This is a genomic window from Mesorhizobium sp. M0317, assembly GCF_040321555.1.
In the GTDB taxonomy this organism is placed as follows: domain Bacteria; phylum Pseudomonadota; class Alphaproteobacteria; order Rhizobiales; family Rhizobiaceae; genus Mesorhizobium.
In genome coordinates this window covers 49,206-64,368 of sequence record NZ_JAMYRV010000019.1, presented here as the reverse complement: position 1 = coordinate 64,368, position 15,163 = coordinate 49,206, and the positions used below count along the sequence as shown (strand labels likewise).

Sequence of the window (15,163 nt, the reverse complement as noted above, 5' to 3'; positions counted from 1 at the left end):
GATCTCCCTGTGATGGACGATGTCGTTATCGGGATCGATGCCTCGACGACGGCGGTGAAGGCAATCGCCTTCACCCGCGACGGCGCGGAGCTGTTCCAGGCGCGCGAGGCCTATCCGCTGGCCAATCCGAAGCCCGGCCATTTCGAGCAGGATGCCGAACATTGGTGGGCAGCCCTCGTCAGTGCGCTGAAGCAGGTTGCCGACAAGGTCGGCGCCGCGCGCGTGGCGGCAATTGCCATAGCCCATCAGCGCGAGACCTTCACCCTGATCGATCAGGCCGGCACGCCGCTCATCCCGGCGATCCTGTGGCTTGACGAGCGCGCCCGGCCTCAAGTCGCCAGGCTGTCGGCCGAGCTTGGCCGCGAGACGATCCGCGACTGGAGCGGCAAGCCGCCGGATCCGACGCCGGCGCTCTATGCCATCGCCTGGCTGGCCGAACATCAGCCGCAGGTGCTGGCCAACGCCGCCGCCCTGGTCGATGTTCATGGCTTCTTCGTTCACCGGCTGACCGCACGGCTGGTTACCAGCACGGCAAGTGCCGACCCGCTCGGCTTGCTCGATGTCGCGACAGGCGAATGGCACCCTGAGCTTGTCGCGGCTGCAGGGCTGCAGCCACGGCAGTTGCCGGCGCTGATCGGCCCAGGCGAAATCTGCGGCGGCCTTGCCGAAAGCATTGCCCAGCTGACTGGCCTCAAAGCGGGCACGCCAATTGTCGCCGGCGCCGGCGATGGCCAGGCCATGGGTCTCGGCATGGGCGTCTATGGTGCCGGCAGGAGCTATCTCTCGCTCGGCTCCGGCGTCGTCAGCGGCTGCTATTCCGGCACGGTCACCACATCGGACGCGTTTCGCACGCTGGTCTCGCCGACCGGCTCCGGCTTCATGCTGGAAACCGTGCTGCGCTCGGGCATGCAACTGGTCGACTGGATCGTGCGCACCACCGGCGCGTCTTCCGCGGCAGAACTGGAGAAGGGTGCGGTCGATGTTGCGGCCGGCAGCGACGGTCTTTTGGTCATGCCCTATTGGGCCGGCGTCATGAGCCCCTATTGGGATGGCGCGGCGCGCGGCGCCGTTGTTGGCCTGTCGCTCGACCATGAGCCCAGGCATCTCTTCCGCGCCACGCTGGAAGGCATCGCTTTGGAGCAAGCCATCGCCAGCGAGGCGATGGAGGCCGAAAGCGGCGGCAAGCCGGGAGAGATGATTGCCGCCGGCGGCGGCACCAATTCGGCGCTGCTGATGAAGATCATGGCCAGCGTGCTGGAGCGGCCGCTGTTCGTGTCGCCGGTCAGCGAGGCGGCGGCCCTTGGCGCGGCCATGCTGGCGGCTTCGGCGATCGGCTGGTTCGCCTCGGCGGAAGACGCCGCCAAGGCAATGGCGGCGGCGCCGGCCAGGCGTGTCGATCCGGATATGACGCTGGTGCCGGCTTACCGGGCGCGCAAGGCGATCTACCGCGACCTCTATCACGCGACACGCGACATCCACGCGCGGCTCGGTGCGATCTGAGTTCAAGCGCAGCTTGCCTGCGTGAGGCTCCCATGCCCAACCTGCCCAGCTTGCCGATTTTGCGTCCTGCCCGGCCAATGCTAGACTCATCGGGCTCATGAAAGCAGTATTTCACCTTGCCGCCCTGCCCTGGATTGTCGCGCTTGCGGCAGCTCCAATGACGGCGCGTGCGCAGGACGAGCCGCCCTTCGAAGTCACGCTCGACATGGACAATGACGGCAGGATGGATCGGGCCGCGATCGCGGCGGATTCCGACAGCGGGCTGGCGGATCTCTCGATCTATCTGGCTGCCGGTGAAGGAAAGCTCGATCCTTCGCGCAAGCCTGACTTCGTCAAGAAGGCGCTGACGCAGGACCGTATACTCGGGCTCGAAAGCAAGGGCAAGGGATCGCTTGCCGTCACCTCGTGCTTCGGCTGCGGCGCCAACAAATCATGGGATACGACGCTGACCATCGTCTGGCACGGCGGTAAATTCCTTGTCGCCGGCTACAGTCGCGACTGGGACTGGAATGTGCAGAAAGCTGACGGCTCAGTCGAGACGACGCTGGGCGGTTGCGACATCAATTTTCTCACCGGCAGAGGCGTTGCCTCAAAGGACCTGGACGACGGCAAACCGGTCGCGGGAAAATTCGTGCCGATCGCACTGGCCGACTGGTCGGACGACAATCGTCCGGAGCCCTGCGAATTCTGACCGACGCCGGACAGCGCTCAACGGTTGAGCAGGCCTTTGGCCGCATCTTCATCGGTAATGAGCACCGAAATCCTGGTGTTGGCGAGCGCGGCGCGCATGACGGCGACCTTCTCCTGACCGCCTGACACCAGGATGATGCTCGGAATATCGGACAGATCCTGCAGCGGATAGGCGCAGACGCGGCGGTTGACCTCATGGTCGACAGGGTGGCCCTCGGCGTCGATGAAATGGCACAAGAGGTCGCCGACCGCGCCGGCCGCCTGCAATTCCTCGAGTTCGCTCGGTTTGATGAAGCCGTAATTGGCGATCGGGCTGTCCTTGGAAAACGAGCCGACGCTGAGCACGGCGATGTTGGCGCGGCGCGCGCGGAAGACCACATCCTGAACGCTGCGCTGGCTCATGAAGGCATCGCGCTGTTCCGGCTTGTCGGCATAGACCGGCACCGGCAGCAGGAAACATTCAGCGCCGATCTTTTCGGCGAACTCCCAGGCGCTTTCGGTCGGGTTGAGCGGCTGCGCGTGGGTAAGGCCGCCGAGCATCGAGACGACCGTCGTCCTGGCAATCGGCCGCCTCGGCAATTCGTTGATGGCGAATTTCAGCGTCCGGCCCCAGCCCAGCGCAATGACGTCGCCGGCATTGACGTTGTCGGCGAGATAGGCGGCAGCCGCGTGGCCGATCATCAGCGGCGCGTTGCTGCGGTCGGCGGCCGACGGCACCACGACCGCCTGGCTTAGCCCAAAGCGCTGCTTCAGGCTCTCCTCGAGCTGCACACATTCGACGACACTGTCGCGAATGCGGAACTGCACGATGCCCTCCTCTCGCGCAGCGGAGAGAATGCGGTGCACCTTGATGCGGCCGACGCCGAGGATCTCGGAAATGCGCTCTTGCGTCAGACCTTCGACATAGTAATGCCAGGCGGCCCGGGCCTTGAGCTCGGCATCGGGGAAGCGCGAGGCCTTCTCGTTTTCGACGGTCGCCATCTTTTGCCCTCCCGCGGCAGATTTCGGAAATCTTTCCGCAAGCGCCGCCCCCTGGCCTTCCCTAGGACAAACCGCCCTGTGGCGCAAACCACCGCCGAATGGCGCAACGGCTCTTGACAATTTTCTAATGAACAGTTTAGCTGAACAAAATTGCATATCAAAGATAAATTGTTCACAGGGAGGTGCCTGGTGAACAAGAGCGGACGGCAGGCCATCGCCGTTTCGCTGACGGAGGAGACGAAGTGGCCGTGAGTAATGATGCAAGCGAGTCGAAGGCTGGCGAGTTGAAAGCCGCGCCCGGCACTCAAGGTGCGACGGCCGCGAAGCTTTCGGCACTGTTTGCCGGAACCATGGGGCCGCTGATCGGGCTGCTGCTGCTTTGCCTGGCGCTGACGTTGACCACCGACACGTTCCTCACCGTGCGCAACATCCTCAACGTGCTCGACCAGATCACGGTGCTCGGCATCATGGCAATCGGCATGACGCTGGTGATCCTGATCGGCGGCATCGATCTCTCGGTCGGCTCGGTGCTGGCGCTGGCCGCCATGGTGATGGGCTTTGTCTCCCACCCCGACTATCTCAATCTCGGCCTTGCCGCCGGCGTCGTCGCCGCACTTGTGGTGGCGGGCCTTTGCGGCCTGGTCTCGGGCCTGTTGGTGACCGTCACCCGGCTGCCGCCGTTCATCGCGACGCTGGCGATGATGTCGGTGGCGCGCGGTCTTGCCAACATGATCACCGACGGTTCGCAGATCGTCGGCTTTCCCGACTGGTTCACCAACCTGTCGATCATCCGCCATTTCGGCTTCCTGTCGGTCACCGTCGGGCTGATGGTGGTGTTGGCGATCGTCTTCGCCATCTTCCTCAACTACCGCGCCACCGGCCGCAGCCTTTACGCCATCGGCGGAAGCGCCGAGGTGGCGCGGCTCTCCGGCATTCCGGTGAAGTCACTGACCAACTGGGTCTACGCCATCTGCGCCGTACTTGCGGGTCTTGCCGGCATCGTGCTCGCCGCGCGGCTGGATTCGGTGCAGCCGAGTTCCGGCCTCGGCTATGAGCTCGACACCATCGCGGCGGTGGTGATCGGCGGCGCCAGCCTGTCGGGCGGCATCGGCTCGATCGGCGGCACCGCGGTCGGCGTACTCATCATCGGCGTGCTGCGCAACGGGCTCAATCTGCTCGGCGTCTCGCCCTTCATCCAGCAGGTGGTGATCGGCGTGGTGATCGCGCTGGCGGTCGCCAGCGATACGTGGCGGCGCAGGGCGCGATAGGGAGCGGGGCACAATTGAGAATTCGCCCGGAGCGTCCGGGCGATAGACGGATCGGTCGATCCGAAACTGGGATGTTCCAAGGGGCGCGATGCGCTGGCGGGACAGTTTGACTATCAACGGAGGAAAAACATGCTGACCAAACGTTCACTGCTGCTGGCCGCTGCCGCCATCATTCCGCTGCTTGGGCTGACCGACATGGCCTCGGCCAAGGACGCCAAGAAACTCGGCCTCGCCGTCGCCAATCTGCAGGCCGACTTCTTCAACCAGATCAAGCAGTCGGTCGAAGCCTACGGCAAGGAGAAGGGCATCGAGATCGTCACCGTCGACGCCAAGGGCGATTCAGCGACCCAGGTCAGCCAGGTGCAGGATCTGATCACGCAGAACATCGACGCGCTGATCTACATTCCGGCCGGCGCCACAGCCGCCACCGTGCCGACCAAGACCGCCAAGGCTGCCGGCATCCCGGTCGTCAATGTCGACCGCAACGCCGACGGCGCGCCCGGCGACACCTTCATCGCCACCAACAGCGTCGCCTCGGCGCAGGCGGTGTGCGACTACATCGCCAAGCAGGCCGGCGGCAAAGGCGAACTGATCATCATCCACGGCCAGAAGGGCACCACGCCGGAAGTGGATCGCTCGAAGGGCTGCGGCGAAGCGCTCAAGGCCTATCCCGATATCAAGGTGGTCGGCGAATTGTGGAGCGAAGGCTGGCACCAGGACGAAGGCTTCAAGCTGACGCAGGACCTGCTGCAGTCGCATCCCGATGTCTCCATCGTCATCGGCCAGGCCGATGCGCTGGCGCTGGGTGCGGCACAGGCGGTCAAGGTCGCCAATCCCGGCCACAAGGTCTGGGTTGCCGGCTTCGATGGCGACGTGGCCGCGCTCAAGGCGCTGAAGGACGGCGTGTTCGACGTCACCGCGACGCAGCAGACGCAAGGCATGGGCCGGCTCGCCGTTGATGCGGCGATCAAGCTGGTGGCGGGCGAGAGCGTTCCGGCCGAACAGCTGCAGGATGCGACGCTGACCACCAAGGACAATGTCGAGCAGTTCATCGCCAAGCATCCGTAACGACCGGCACCGCTTAAGAGAGCGCCACGATGTCTCCTGATCCTCGCCACAGCGAAAGCCCGCACAACGGGCTCTTCGTCAACGGCCTTTGCAAGAGCTACGGACCGGTCCAGGTCCTGGCCGATGCAAGCTTTGAGGTGCGGCCGGGCGAGGTTGTGGCGCTGCTCGGCGAAAACGGCGCCGGCAAGTCGACGGTGTCCAATATCATCGCCGGCTCGACCCGGCCCGACGCGGGCACCATCATCTGGCGGGGGAAGCCCTATTCCCCCGCCTCGCCCGCCGCCGCCATCGATGCCGGTGTGGGCATGATCCATCAGGAACTGAAGCTGCTGCCGGATCTGTCGGTGGCGGAGAACGTCTATGTCGGGCGCCTGCCGATGCGCGGCGGCCGCATCGACCGCGCAGCGATGAACGCCAAGGCCTCGGCGCAGTTGAAGCGGCTTGGCCTCGACGTCTCGCCCGAGCGCAAGGTGGGCACGCTGCGCATCGCCGCCCAGCAACAGGTCGAGATCGCCAAGGCGTTGACGCTCAATGCCGAATTGCTGATCTTCGACGAACCGACCGCAGCGCTTGGCGGCGAGGAAACGGAGCTTTTGTTCCAGCAGATCCGCAAGCTCAAGGCGGAGGGCATGTCGTTCATCTACATCAGCCATCGTCTCGACGAGATCGCGCAGATTGCCGACCGCGTGGTTGTGATGCGCGACGGACGCATCGTCGCCCGCCACGAACGCGCCGATATTCCCGTGCGCACAGTAGTGGAGCAGATGGTCGGCCGCTCGGTCGAGCGGATGTTCCCACACTTGACGCCGCCGCGCGAGGAGACGCTGCTCGAGGTCGACAACCTGTCTTCGCCGGAGAAAAGTTTCAACAACGTTTCCTTCTCGGTCAAAGCAGGCGAGATCCTCGGCATTGCCGGGTTGATCGGCGCCGGCCGCCCCGCACTGGTGCGGGCGATCCCCGGCGCCCATCCGATCTCGTCGGGCTCGGTGCGCGTTGCCGGCAAACCGGTGCATCTCAGCGGGCCGGCGGCAGCCATCAAGGCCGGCGTCGTGCTGGTGCCGGAAGACCGCAAGGCGCAAGGCGTCGTGCTCGACCAGACCATCGGCGAGAATCTGGCGTTCGGCAATTTCGACCATGTCGCGCCGAAGGGCTGGGTGTTTCCGAAAGCGGTGCAGAAATTCGCCGAAGCCGGCATCGCAAGGCTCGGGGTCAAGGGCAAACCTGGCCAGGCGGTCAGCAAGCTTTCCGGCGGCAACCAGCAGAAGGTGATCATCGCCAAATGGGTGTCACGCCCGCCGAAGGTGTTCATCCTCGATGAGCCGACGCGCGGTATCGATGTCGGTGCGCGCGCAGCGATCTACGACGTCATCGCCGACCTCGCCCGTTCCGGCATGGCGGTGGTGGTGGTGAGCTCCGACCTCGAGGAGGTGCTGGGTCTGTCGCACCGGGTGCTGGTGCTGAGCCGCGGCCGCCAGCGCGGCATTCTCGACCGCAGCGAGGCGAGCAATGTCGCGGTGATGGAACTCGCCACGAGCTGAGGACAGGAGTCGGAACAAAGCGCAGCAGGTGGTATCCTCCCAAGGACCGGACCGCGCGGGGCGCCAGCAAAGACTGGCGCCCCTTCATTTCAGGAGGGGGAACAACATGAAACTATTCGATCTCAGCGGCGACGTAGCGCTGGTAACAGGCGCCGGCAGCGGCATTGGCCAGGCCATTGCCATCGGGCTCGCCGAAGCCGGCGCCGACATAGCCTGTTTCGGCCATGCCTCGAAAGGCGGGCTGGATGAGACCGCGCACAGGATCGCCGCGCTTGGCCGCAAGGCGGTGGTGCTGACCGGGACGGTGACGTCGGAGGCCGACCTGGCGACCGCAGTCGAGCGCACGGAAAAGGAGCTCGGCGCGCTGACCATCGCCGTCAACAATGCCGGCATTGCAGGAGCCGAGGCCGCCGAGACGCTGTCGCTGGAGAAGTGGCAGAAAATCTACGACGTCAATGTCAGCGGCGTGTTCCTGTCCTGCCAGGCCGAAGCGCGCGCCATGCTGACGCGGCGCAAGGGCTCGATCATCAACATCGCCTCCATGTCGGGTTCGATCGTCAATCGCGGCCTGACCCAGGCGCATTACAATTCGTCGAAGGCGGCGGTCATCCACATGTCGAAAAGCCTCGCCATGGAATGGGCCGATCGCGGCCTGCGCGTCAATGTGGTGAGCCCAGGCTACACGCTGACGCCGATGAACAAGCGGCCGGAGGTCGCCGAACAGATCAAGATCTTCGAACGCGACACGCCCATGGGGCGCATGGCGACGCCGGAAGAGATGGTCGGCCCGACCGTGTTCCTGGCCAGCCGCGCCGCGAGTTACGTCACCGGCATCGACCTGATCGTCGATGGCGGTTTTGTCTGCTGGTAAGGAGAAAAGATGCAGAAGCGTTTTGAAGGCAAGACTGCGGTCATCACCGGCGCGAGCGGTGGCATCGGCGCGGCGATGGCGAAGCGCTTCGCCGAGGAAGGTGCCGCGATCGTGGTCAGCGCCATCGATGCCCGCGTCGAGGACGTCGCCGCCGGCCTGAAAGCAGCGGGCGCCAAGGTCGCGTCGATGCGCATGGACGTGACCAGGAAGGATGAGGTTACAGCGCTTTACGATCTCGCCGAGAAGGAATTCGGCCGTGTCGACATTTCGGTGCAGAATGCCGGCGTCATCACCATCGCCCGGATCGAGGCGATGACCGAGGCCGAGTGGGACAAGGTGATGGCCGTCAACACCAAGGGCGTGTTCCTGTGCTGTCAGGAAGCGATCGCCCGCATCCGCAAGCATGGCGATGGCGGCCGGCTGATCAACACGGCGTCGGGCCAGGCGCGGCAGGGTTTCATCTACACGCCGCACTATGCGGCGTCGAAGTTCGGCGTCGTCGGCATCACCCAGAGCCTGGCCAAGGAAGTAGCCAAGGAAAAGATCACCGTCAACGCGATTTGCCCCGGCATTATCGACACTGACATGTGGGCTTACAACGACGCCGCCTGGGGCAAGCTGATGGGTGACTACAAGCCCGGCGAGCTGATGGCCGAATGGGTGAAGAACATCCCGATGGGCCGCGCCGGCAGCGGCGAGGACGTGTCCGGCCTGGTCAGCTTTCTCGCCAGCGACGACGCCACCTACATCACCGGCCAAACCATCAATGTCGATGGCGGCCTGATCATGTCGTGAATCAGCTCTGGCGGTTGGCAATCGACCAGTCTGAATTCCGCAGTGCACAGGGCATCAGCCGTTGCGCCGCATGAACGTTGGTATATATAATTTCATCCCATGAACGGCCTTGGCGAGGACGGGGCTCGCCGGCCGAGATCATGGGACCTTGATGGCTCGCACGTCTGAGAGCGCCGCTGGAGCGGCGATCGATCTGTTGACGATTGCTCACGCAGCAATCCATCCGATGCCATGACGCGGGCCCGCCCGGCATCACATAAACACCAAGTCGAGCAACCATTTCGCCTGCGCAAGTTGCGGCCGCGGCACTGGCTTGGTGCGAACGAGCTTGCGTAACGACCCGCCTTTCCAACACAATCAAGAAAAGACGCAAGAAGGGAACGATCAAGAAATTTCCACATGGTTTGACAGGAGAACAAGCATGTCATTTCGCAGTGTGATTTCGAACCTATCAATGGGAGCCTTGGCGCTTGCCACCGCAAGTGCGCTTACATCACCGGTCCACGCAGCAGCACCTGAATCCAACGACCCGATCAAGATCGCGCTGTTCGACTGGACCAGCGTCAACCTCAACGCCAAGATCCTTGGCGGTATCCTCGAAAAGCTCGGCTATACCGTCGAATATCCGACCGCCGACTACCTCTCCAGCCTGACCACCGGTCTCACCAATGGCGACCTCGATGTCGGCCTGGAGTTCTGGGACACGACGGCCGGCGAGGCGATGAAGGCTTCAGACGCCACCGGCCAGACCGAGCGGCTGGGCAAGCTCGGGCCGAAGGCCAAGGAGGAATGGTGGTTTCCCGAATATATGAAGGAGAAATGCCCCGGCCTGCCCAATTGGGAAGCGCTGAAGGACCCGAAATGCGCCGAGGCGTTCTCGACAGCGGAGACGGCGCCGAAGGGCCGCTATCTCGGCGGCCCGGTAACCTGGGAGGGTTTTGACGACGAGCGCGTCGAGGCGCTGAAGCTGCCCTTCACCGTCATCCATGCCGGCACCGACGCGGCGATGTTCGCCGAGTTGGACTCGGCCTATCAGCGCAAGGCGCCGATCATGCTGTGGATCTATTCGCCGCACTGGGCGCCGGCCAAGTACAAGGGCGAGTGGGTTGAATTCCCGGAGTATACGCCCGAATGCTACACCGATCCGAAATGGGGCACCAACCCGGACGCCAAATATGATTGCGGCAAGCCGCATGGCGAGATCTGGAAATACTCCTGGTCCGGCATGAAGGACAAATGGCCGATCGCCTACAAGGTGGCCAAGGCCTACACGATCGACACCGATGAGCTCAACAAGATGAGCGGCGAGATCGATCTTGGCGGCAAGACGCCGGAAGACGTCGCCGCCGCCTGGATCGCCGCCCACGAAGCCGACTGGAAAGCCTGGGCGCAGTGATGGCTCCGACTGAAGGCCGGACCCGGCCGTAACGGCCGGGTCCATATCTTCATTTTCCAGAAGGGCCATTGGATGACGGAAGCGACTGAACCGCAGGCGGCTGGCACGCCCAAAGATGTGCGGCCGATAAAGCTTGCCTGCCGCAATGTCTGGAAACTGTTCGGATCGAACGCGGCCAGCTTCATCCGCGAGCGTGACGGCAAGGCCAGCATGGCCGACATCGCCGCGGCCGGACTGGTCGGCGCGGTGCGCGCCGTCGATCTCGAAATACGCCAGGGCGAGATTTTCATCATCATGGGGCTATCCGGCTCCGGCAAGTCGACGCTGGTGCGCTGCATGTCGCGGCTGGTCGAGCCGACCCACGGCAAGGTCGAATTCGAAGGCAACGACCTGCTCAAGATTTCCGATGCGGCGCTGATCGAACTGCGGCGTCATCGCATGGGTATGGTGTTCCAGAATTTTGCGCTGCTGCCGCATCTTAACGTGCTCGACAACATTGCCTTTCCCCTGAGCATCCAGGGCCAGGACCGACCGACGCGCGAAACGAGAGCGCGGGAGGTGATCGATCTCGTGGGCTTACGCGGCCGCGAGCATTTCTATCCGCGCGAACTCTCCGGCGGCCAGCAGCAGCGCGTCGGCATTGCCCGCAGCCTCGCGACCAAGCCGGAGATCTGGTTCCTCGACGAGCCGTTCTCGGCGCTCGACCCGCTGATCCGCCGCGAGATGCAGGACGAACTGATGCGGCTGCAGACCATGCTGCACAAGACCATCGTTTTCATCACCCATGATTTCGACGAGGCGATCAGGCTGGCCGACCGCATCGCCATCATGAAGGACGGCGAGGTCATCCAGATCGGCACACCGGAGCAACTGGTGGTCAATCCGGCGACCGACTATGTCGCCGAATTCACCCGGGATGTCGACCGCGCCAAGGTGATTTCGGCGCGCAGCCTGATGCGTGCCCTGGATGGCTCCGAGCATGGCGGCACGGTTTCGCCCGACGCCAGGATCGCCAGCTTCTCGGCCAGCATCGTCGCTTCGGGAAAACCGTTCGCGGTGGTCAACGGCAGCGGCAAGTCGATCGGCGAGGTGACGCCGCAAGCCGTGATCGGACTGCTGGCCGGCATCGACAAGCAAAGAGCCGGCGCATGACGGTGACTGCAAGCGCCAGCCAAACGAGGCCACCGGTTCAGCGCTGGCTGCTGATCTGGGCGCTGGCGCTGGCCGCCGTGCTGGTGGTATTCCTGCTGCAGGAGAGGCTGCCATGGGCGGTCGACTATCCGGCCGATGCGGTCGTTCCCGTCGCCGACTGGGTCAGTGCGCTGATGCGCTGGATCAAGTCGAACTTGTCCTGGCTGACCCGCTCGATCACCGCGGTGCTCGGCGTTCCCCTCGATTTCGCGCTCGACCTGCTGGCCAAGAATTTCAAGATTGGTCACGGTGCCGATGCCTATGTCCTGCCGCGCCTGTCCTGGATCGGCGTCTGCGTAGCCGCCTTCATCGCCGGGCACGCCGTGGGCGGTAGAAAACTCGGCATGCTGGTCGGCGGCTGCTTCCTCTACACCGCGCTGTTCGGCCAGTGGACCAGCGCCATGCTGACACTGGCACTGATTTCCATCGCGGTGCCGTTCTGCATCGTCACCGGCCTGTTCGCCGGCATCTGGGCGTGGCGCAAGCCATGGGCCGAGCGGCTGATCATCTCCCCTGCCCTCGATTTGATGCAGACCATCCCGACCTTCGCCTATCTCATCCCGATGCTGCTCCTGTTCGGCAACAGCCCGGTCTCGGCGATGATCGCCACCGCCATCTTCGCCACGCCGCCCATGGTGCGGGCAACGATGCTGGGTCTGTCGCGGGTGCCCTCCGAGATCGACGATTTCTCAGAGATGGCCGGCTGCACGGCGCGGCAGAAATTGTGGCGCGTGCAGCTGCCGTCGGCGCGGCCGACACTGATGATCGGCGTCAACCAGGTGATCATGCTGGCGCTGAACATGGTGATCATCGCCTCGATGATCGGCGCCGGCGGCCTCGGCTATGATGTGCTGCTGGCGCTGCGTGCGCTGAAGGTCGGCGAAGCGATGGAAGCCGGGCTCGCCATTGTGGCGCTCGCAATCGCGCTCGACCGGCTGAGCCAGGCGATCGCGCATAAGCAGGCAAAAGGCCACGTTCAACGGCAGGCGAACCAGAGCGTTTGGCGGCGCTATCCCAATCTGTCGCTGGCCATCGCCATCCTGGTCGTGACGACGCTGCTCGGCCTGTTCGTACCGGCCTTCGCAGCGGTGCCGAAGGAGATCACCTTCACCACCGCGCCACTGTGGAAGGCGGCGGTGAGCTGGGTGACGATCAACTTCTTCGACGTGATCGAAGCGTTTCGCGTGGCGCTCATCCTCAATGTACTGAACCCGCTGCGCGCCTTCTGCGAAGGCTTTCCGTGGCTCGGCGCGGTGGCCCTGCTCGGCCTCGCCGGCTATCAGCTCAGTGGCCTGCGTTTGGCCGCCCTTGTCGCGGCGCTGACCGCCTTCTGCGCCGTCACCGGCCTTTGGGAAAAGACTATGGCCACAGTCTATCTCTGCGGCATCTCGGCCTTCATCGCCTGCCTGATCGGCATTCCGATCGGTCTCGCGGCCGCCCGCAGCGACCGCTTCGAAAAGATCGTCACGCCCATCATCGACACGCTGCAGGTGCTGCCGTCCTTCTGCTTCATCATTCCCGTGGTGATGCTGTTCCGGGTCGGCGACGTCACCGCCATGATCGCAACGGTCGCGTTCGCCGTGGTGCCGGCGATCCGCTACACCGATCACGGCATCCGGCAAGTGCCGCCGGCGCTGATCGAGGCGGCGAAGGTTTCCGGCTGCACGCCGCGCCAGACCTTCTTTCGCGTGCAATTGCCGCTGGCGCTTCCCGAAATCATGCTGGGCGTCAACCAGACGATCCTGATGGCGCTGGCGATGATCATCATCTGCGCCATGGTCGGCACACGCGACCTCGGCCAGGAAGTCTTCATCGCGCTGTCCAAGGCCGATTCCGGACGCGGCATTGTCGCGGGTCTCGCCATCGCTTTCATCGGCATCGTCGCAGACCGGCTGTTCAATGCCTGGACGGCGAAGGCGCGGGCAAGACTAGGATAATTGTTGAATGTCCAATCCCGGCGAACCGCCTTTTGCCGTACTCGTCTTCGACATGACCAAGACCGGCGAGCCGGACGGGGAGCACGTAGTTTCGGGGTTTGAGACGCTGGAGGCGGCGACGTCCTACGCCATTGCGCGGGTTCGCGCCTCGGTGGAGGAGTTGCGCAAGCCCGGCATCGCCACTGCTGAGCTTCGCCAGCTCTGGCACCTCTATGGCGAAGACTGTTCGGTGCTGAACGCCGGAGGGCGCGGCAGCGATCTACTCGACGATTTCATTGCGACGCCGTCGATGCCGGCCGAATGCAACTGGCAAGTTCTCGCGCCAAGGCTGCGCCGCTTCCGCGCCTCGCTGCTGATCTCCAACGGCAACAACGAATCCGTCTGGGCGGGCGGCTTCTTTCGCTCGACCTACAGGCTGACGCGAGACGGCCTCCTCGAGCGCTTTGGCGACGACGCCATTGCCGCCTTCAAGGCCAAGGGGATCGAGCCGGCGGAGCCGACGAAGCTCATGGTCGCCAATTACTTCGAGCTTCCCGACCCGCCCTACCCGCCGCCAGGCGTGACGCTGCGATCCTGGAAGGTCGAGGTCGGTTTTGTCTGCCATGACGTGAAGTTCGGCGGCGACGCCGCCGGAATCTTCGCCTGGCCGCAAGAGCCCACCGACTGGGCGCTCAGAACCATGCAGTTCCTGCTGATGGCCGACATGATGGCCATGCGCGGCGATGGCCCCGACTGGGCCAACGACTGCGAGATACTAACCGCCAAGGTGACCGAGACGGAGGCGCCTCCCGACTATCCGCTGGATTGAAAGGATGATCGTCACCTGCACCGCGGTCGGCACACGCGATCTCGACCCGGAAGTGTCCATCGCACTGTCCAAAGTCGCGGCATTGTCGCGGGCTGGCAACAACCTGCCATCGACATCATCGCGGTCGATCGTCGACCCCTGAGCCGCGAAAGCTCAAGCACGGCTCGGATAGAACGGTTTCGCCTCTTCTGGAGTTCGCCTCTTCTGGAAATGGCAGGCCGCGCTCCAGCTCTTGACTTTGACGCATTTTCGCGCGGAAAGCTGCTTCATCCTCGACCAGCCTGAGCTTGCTGCCGAATGCCCGATCAGCGCGAACCGCCTTTTACTGTCGTCGTCTTCGACATGGCCAAGACCGCCGAGCATGTGGTTTCGGGGTTTGAGACGTTGGATGCGGCTACGTCCTACGCGATTGCTCGGGTTCGCGCCTCGGTGGAAGAGCTGCGCAAGCCTGGCATCGCAGCAGCCGAGCTCCGGCGGCACTGGCATATCCATGGTGAGGATTGCACGGTGCTGAACGCCAATGTGCGCGGCAGCGATCTGCTTGACGATTTCATCGCGACGCCGGGGACACCGGCCGAATGCGACTGGCGGGCGCTGGCGCCACGACTGCGCCGTTTCTACGCCGCTGTGAACGTCTTCAACAACGATGGCAAATCTATCCGGGTCAGCGGCTTTTTCCGTGCGACCTACCGGTTATGGCACGCTGGCCTGCTCGCACGATTTGGCGACGACGCCATCGCCTCCTTCAAAGCCAAAGGCATCACGCCGGCAGTGCCGACGAGAGTCTCGGTCGACCATCACTTCGAGCAGCCCGATCCGCCGCGCCCGCCGCTCAGCGATATCAGGCCGTTGCTGTCGTGGAAGGTCGAGATCGATTTCGGCTGCACCGATGTGAGGTTCGGCGCCAAAACCGACGGCGTCTTCGCCTGGCCCGAGGAGCCGACCGGCCGGGTACTCAACGATATGACACATCTGCTGATGGCTGACAGGCTGTCTATGTACGGCACCGGCCCGGAGGGTGCCTATTATAGCGAATTGGTGTGGGTCAAGGTGACGGAGACCGATGCGGCTCCCGACTACCCTCTGAATTGAAACTGGGCCGGTGCCGGCGCATTGTTTT

14 protein-coding genes are annotated in these 15,163 nt (G+C 64.0%); 13 read left to right on the top strand and 1 reads right to left on the bottom strand.

The window, feature by feature from the left end:
- Window positions 1-12: 12 nt before the first annotated feature.
- Window positions 13-1,500, top strand: coding sequence for a xylulokinase (locus NKI88_RS15570; RefSeq protein ID WP_352655990.1), 1,488 nt, complete (start codon window positions 13-15; stop codon window positions 1,498-1,500).
- 97 nt (window positions 1,501-1,597) lie between these two features.
- The gene (locus NKI88_RS15565) at window positions 1,598-2,191 is read left to right on the top strand and encodes a hypothetical protein (RefSeq protein ID WP_352655988.1); all 594 of its coding nucleotides are present in this window, start codon (window positions 1,598-1,600) and stop codon (window positions 2,189-2,191) included.
- A gap of 17 nt (window positions 2,192-2,208) precedes the next feature.
- Here the strand turns inward: NKI88_RS15565 and NKI88_RS15560 are convergent, their stop codons facing one another.
- Window positions 2,209-3,171 carry a sugar-binding transcriptional regulator gene (locus tag NKI88_RS15560; protein WP_023668527.1) on the bottom strand — a complete coding sequence of 321 codons (963 nt, stop codon included), beginning with the start codon at window positions 3,169-3,171 and terminating at the stop codon, window positions 2,209-2,211.
- 284 nt (window positions 3,172-3,455) lie between these two features.
- On the opposite strand from NKI88_RS15560, the gene NKI88_RS15555 reads away from it, so the two are divergent.
- The 11 genes from NKI88_RS15555 to NKI88_RS15505 all read left to right on the top strand — a co-directional run bounded on the left by NKI88_RS15555 (window position 3,456) and on the right by NKI88_RS15505 (window position 15,135).
- Window positions 3,456-4,439: an ABC transporter permease gene (locus NKI88_RS15555; RefSeq protein ID WP_502909473.1), complete on the top strand. Its 984-nt coding sequence runs from the start codon at window positions 3,456-3,458 to the stop codon at window positions 4,437-4,439.
- Window positions 4,440-4,568: 129 nt separating this feature from the next.
- Window positions 4,569-5,507: a sugar ABC transporter substrate-binding protein gene (locus tag NKI88_RS15550; protein ID WP_023804347.1), complete on the top strand. Its 939-nt coding sequence runs from the start codon at window positions 4,569-4,571 to the stop codon at window positions 5,505-5,507.
- Window positions 5,508-5,536: 29 nt separating this feature from the next.
- Window positions 5,537-7,045, top strand: a complete 1,509-nt coding sequence (locus tag NKI88_RS15545; protein WP_352655984.1) for a sugar ABC transporter ATP-binding protein — start codon at window positions 5,537-5,539, stop codon at window positions 7,043-7,045.
- Between the two features lie 106 nt (window positions 7,046-7,151).
- Window positions 7,152-7,916 (top strand): SDR family oxidoreductase, encoded by a 765-nt coding sequence (locus NKI88_RS15540; RefSeq protein ID WP_023684416.1) that lies wholly within the window; start codon window positions 7,152-7,154, stop codon window positions 7,914-7,916.
- Between the two features lie 9 nt (window positions 7,917-7,925).
- Complete coding sequence (locus NKI88_RS15535; protein ID WP_023834835.1) at window positions 7,926-8,711, top strand: SDR family oxidoreductase; 786 nt, start codon at window positions 7,926-7,928, stop codon at window positions 8,709-8,711.
- Window positions 8,712-9,132: 421 nt separating this feature from the next.
- Entirely contained in the window at window positions 9,133-10,107 is a 975-nt protein-coding gene (locus tag NKI88_RS15530; RefSeq protein WP_352537899.1) for an ABC transporter substrate-binding protein, read from the top strand.
- 72 nt (window positions 10,108-10,179) lie between these two features.
- Complete coding sequence (locus NKI88_RS15525) at window positions 10,180-11,259, top strand: quaternary amine ABC transporter ATP-binding protein (protein WP_352655981.1); 1,080 nt, start codon at window positions 10,180-10,182, stop codon at window positions 11,257-11,259.
- Complete coding sequence (locus NKI88_RS15520; RefSeq protein ID WP_023828014.1) at window positions 11,256-13,235, top strand: ABC transporter permease; 1,980 nt, start codon at window positions 11,256-11,258, stop codon at window positions 13,233-13,235. Before NKI88_RS15525 ends, NKI88_RS15520 begins: the two co-directional genes overlap by 4 nt.
- A gap of 7 nt (window positions 13,236-13,242) precedes the next feature.
- Window positions 13,243-14,043 carry a hypothetical protein gene (locus NKI88_RS15515; RefSeq protein ID WP_352655979.1) on the top strand — a complete coding sequence of 267 codons (801 nt, stop codon included), beginning with the start codon at window positions 13,243-13,245 and terminating at the stop codon, window positions 14,041-14,043.
- Between the two features lie 4 nt (window positions 14,044-14,047).
- Window positions 14,048-14,185 (top strand): hypothetical protein, encoded by a 138-nt coding sequence (locus NKI88_RS15510; protein ID WP_023819014.1) that lies wholly within the window; start codon window positions 14,048-14,050, stop codon window positions 14,183-14,185.
- 155 nt (window positions 14,186-14,340) lie between these two features.
- Entirely contained in the window at window positions 14,341-15,135 is a 795-nt protein-coding gene (locus NKI88_RS15505) for a hypothetical protein (RefSeq protein ID WP_352655977.1), read from the top strand.
- Window positions 15,136-15,163: the final 28 nt, after the last annotated feature.

Excerpts from the sequence above, each read along its gene's own strand:
- NKI88_RS15520 (WP_023828014.1), top strand. The coding sequence starts at position 11,256 with ATGACGGTGACTGCAAGCGCCAGCCAAACGAGGCCACCGGTTCAGCGC.
- NKI88_RS15525 (WP_352655981.1), top strand. The coding sequence starts at position 10,180 with ATGACGGAAGCGACTGAACCGCAGGCGGCTGGCACGCCCAAAGATGTG.
- NKI88_RS15570 (WP_352655990.1), top strand. The coding sequence starts at position 13 with ATGGACGATGTCGTTATCGGGATCGATGCCTCGACGACGGCGGTGAAG.
- NKI88_RS15510 (WP_023819014.1), top strand. The coding sequence starts at position 14,048 with ATGATCGTCACCTGCACCGCGGTCGGCACACGCGATCTCGACCCGGAA.
- NKI88_RS15515 (WP_352655979.1), top strand. The coding sequence starts at position 13,243 with ATGTCCAATCCCGGCGAACCGCCTTTTGCCGTACTCGTCTTCGACATG.
- NKI88_RS15545 (WP_352655984.1), top strand. The coding sequence starts at position 5,537 with ATGTCTCCTGATCCTCGCCACAGCGAAAGCCCGCACAACGGGCTCTTC.
- NKI88_RS15530 (WP_352537899.1), top strand. The coding sequence starts at position 9,133 with ATGTCATTTCGCAGTGTGATTTCGAACCTATCAATGGGAGCCTTGGCG.
- NKI88_RS15560 (WP_023668527.1), bottom strand. The coding sequence starts at position 3,171 with ATGGCGACCGTCGAAAACGAGAAGGCCTCGCGCTTCCCCGATGCCGAG.
- NKI88_RS15565 (WP_352655988.1), top strand. The coding sequence starts at position 1,598 with ATGAAAGCAGTATTTCACCTTGCCGCCCTGCCCTGGATTGTCGCGCTT.
- NKI88_RS15550 (WP_023804347.1), top strand. The coding sequence starts at position 4,569 with ATGCTGACCAAACGTTCACTGCTGCTGGCCGCTGCCGCCATCATTCCG.
- NKI88_RS15505 (WP_352655977.1), top strand. The coding sequence starts at position 14,341 with ATGCCCGATCAGCGCGAACCGCCTTTTACTGTCGTCGTCTTCGACATG.
- NKI88_RS15535 (WP_023834835.1), top strand. The coding sequence starts at position 7,926 with ATGCAGAAGCGTTTTGAAGGCAAGACTGCGGTCATCACCGGCGCGAGC.
- NKI88_RS15540 (WP_023684416.1), top strand. The coding sequence starts at position 7,152 with ATGAAACTATTCGATCTCAGCGGCGACGTAGCGCTGGTAACAGGCGCC.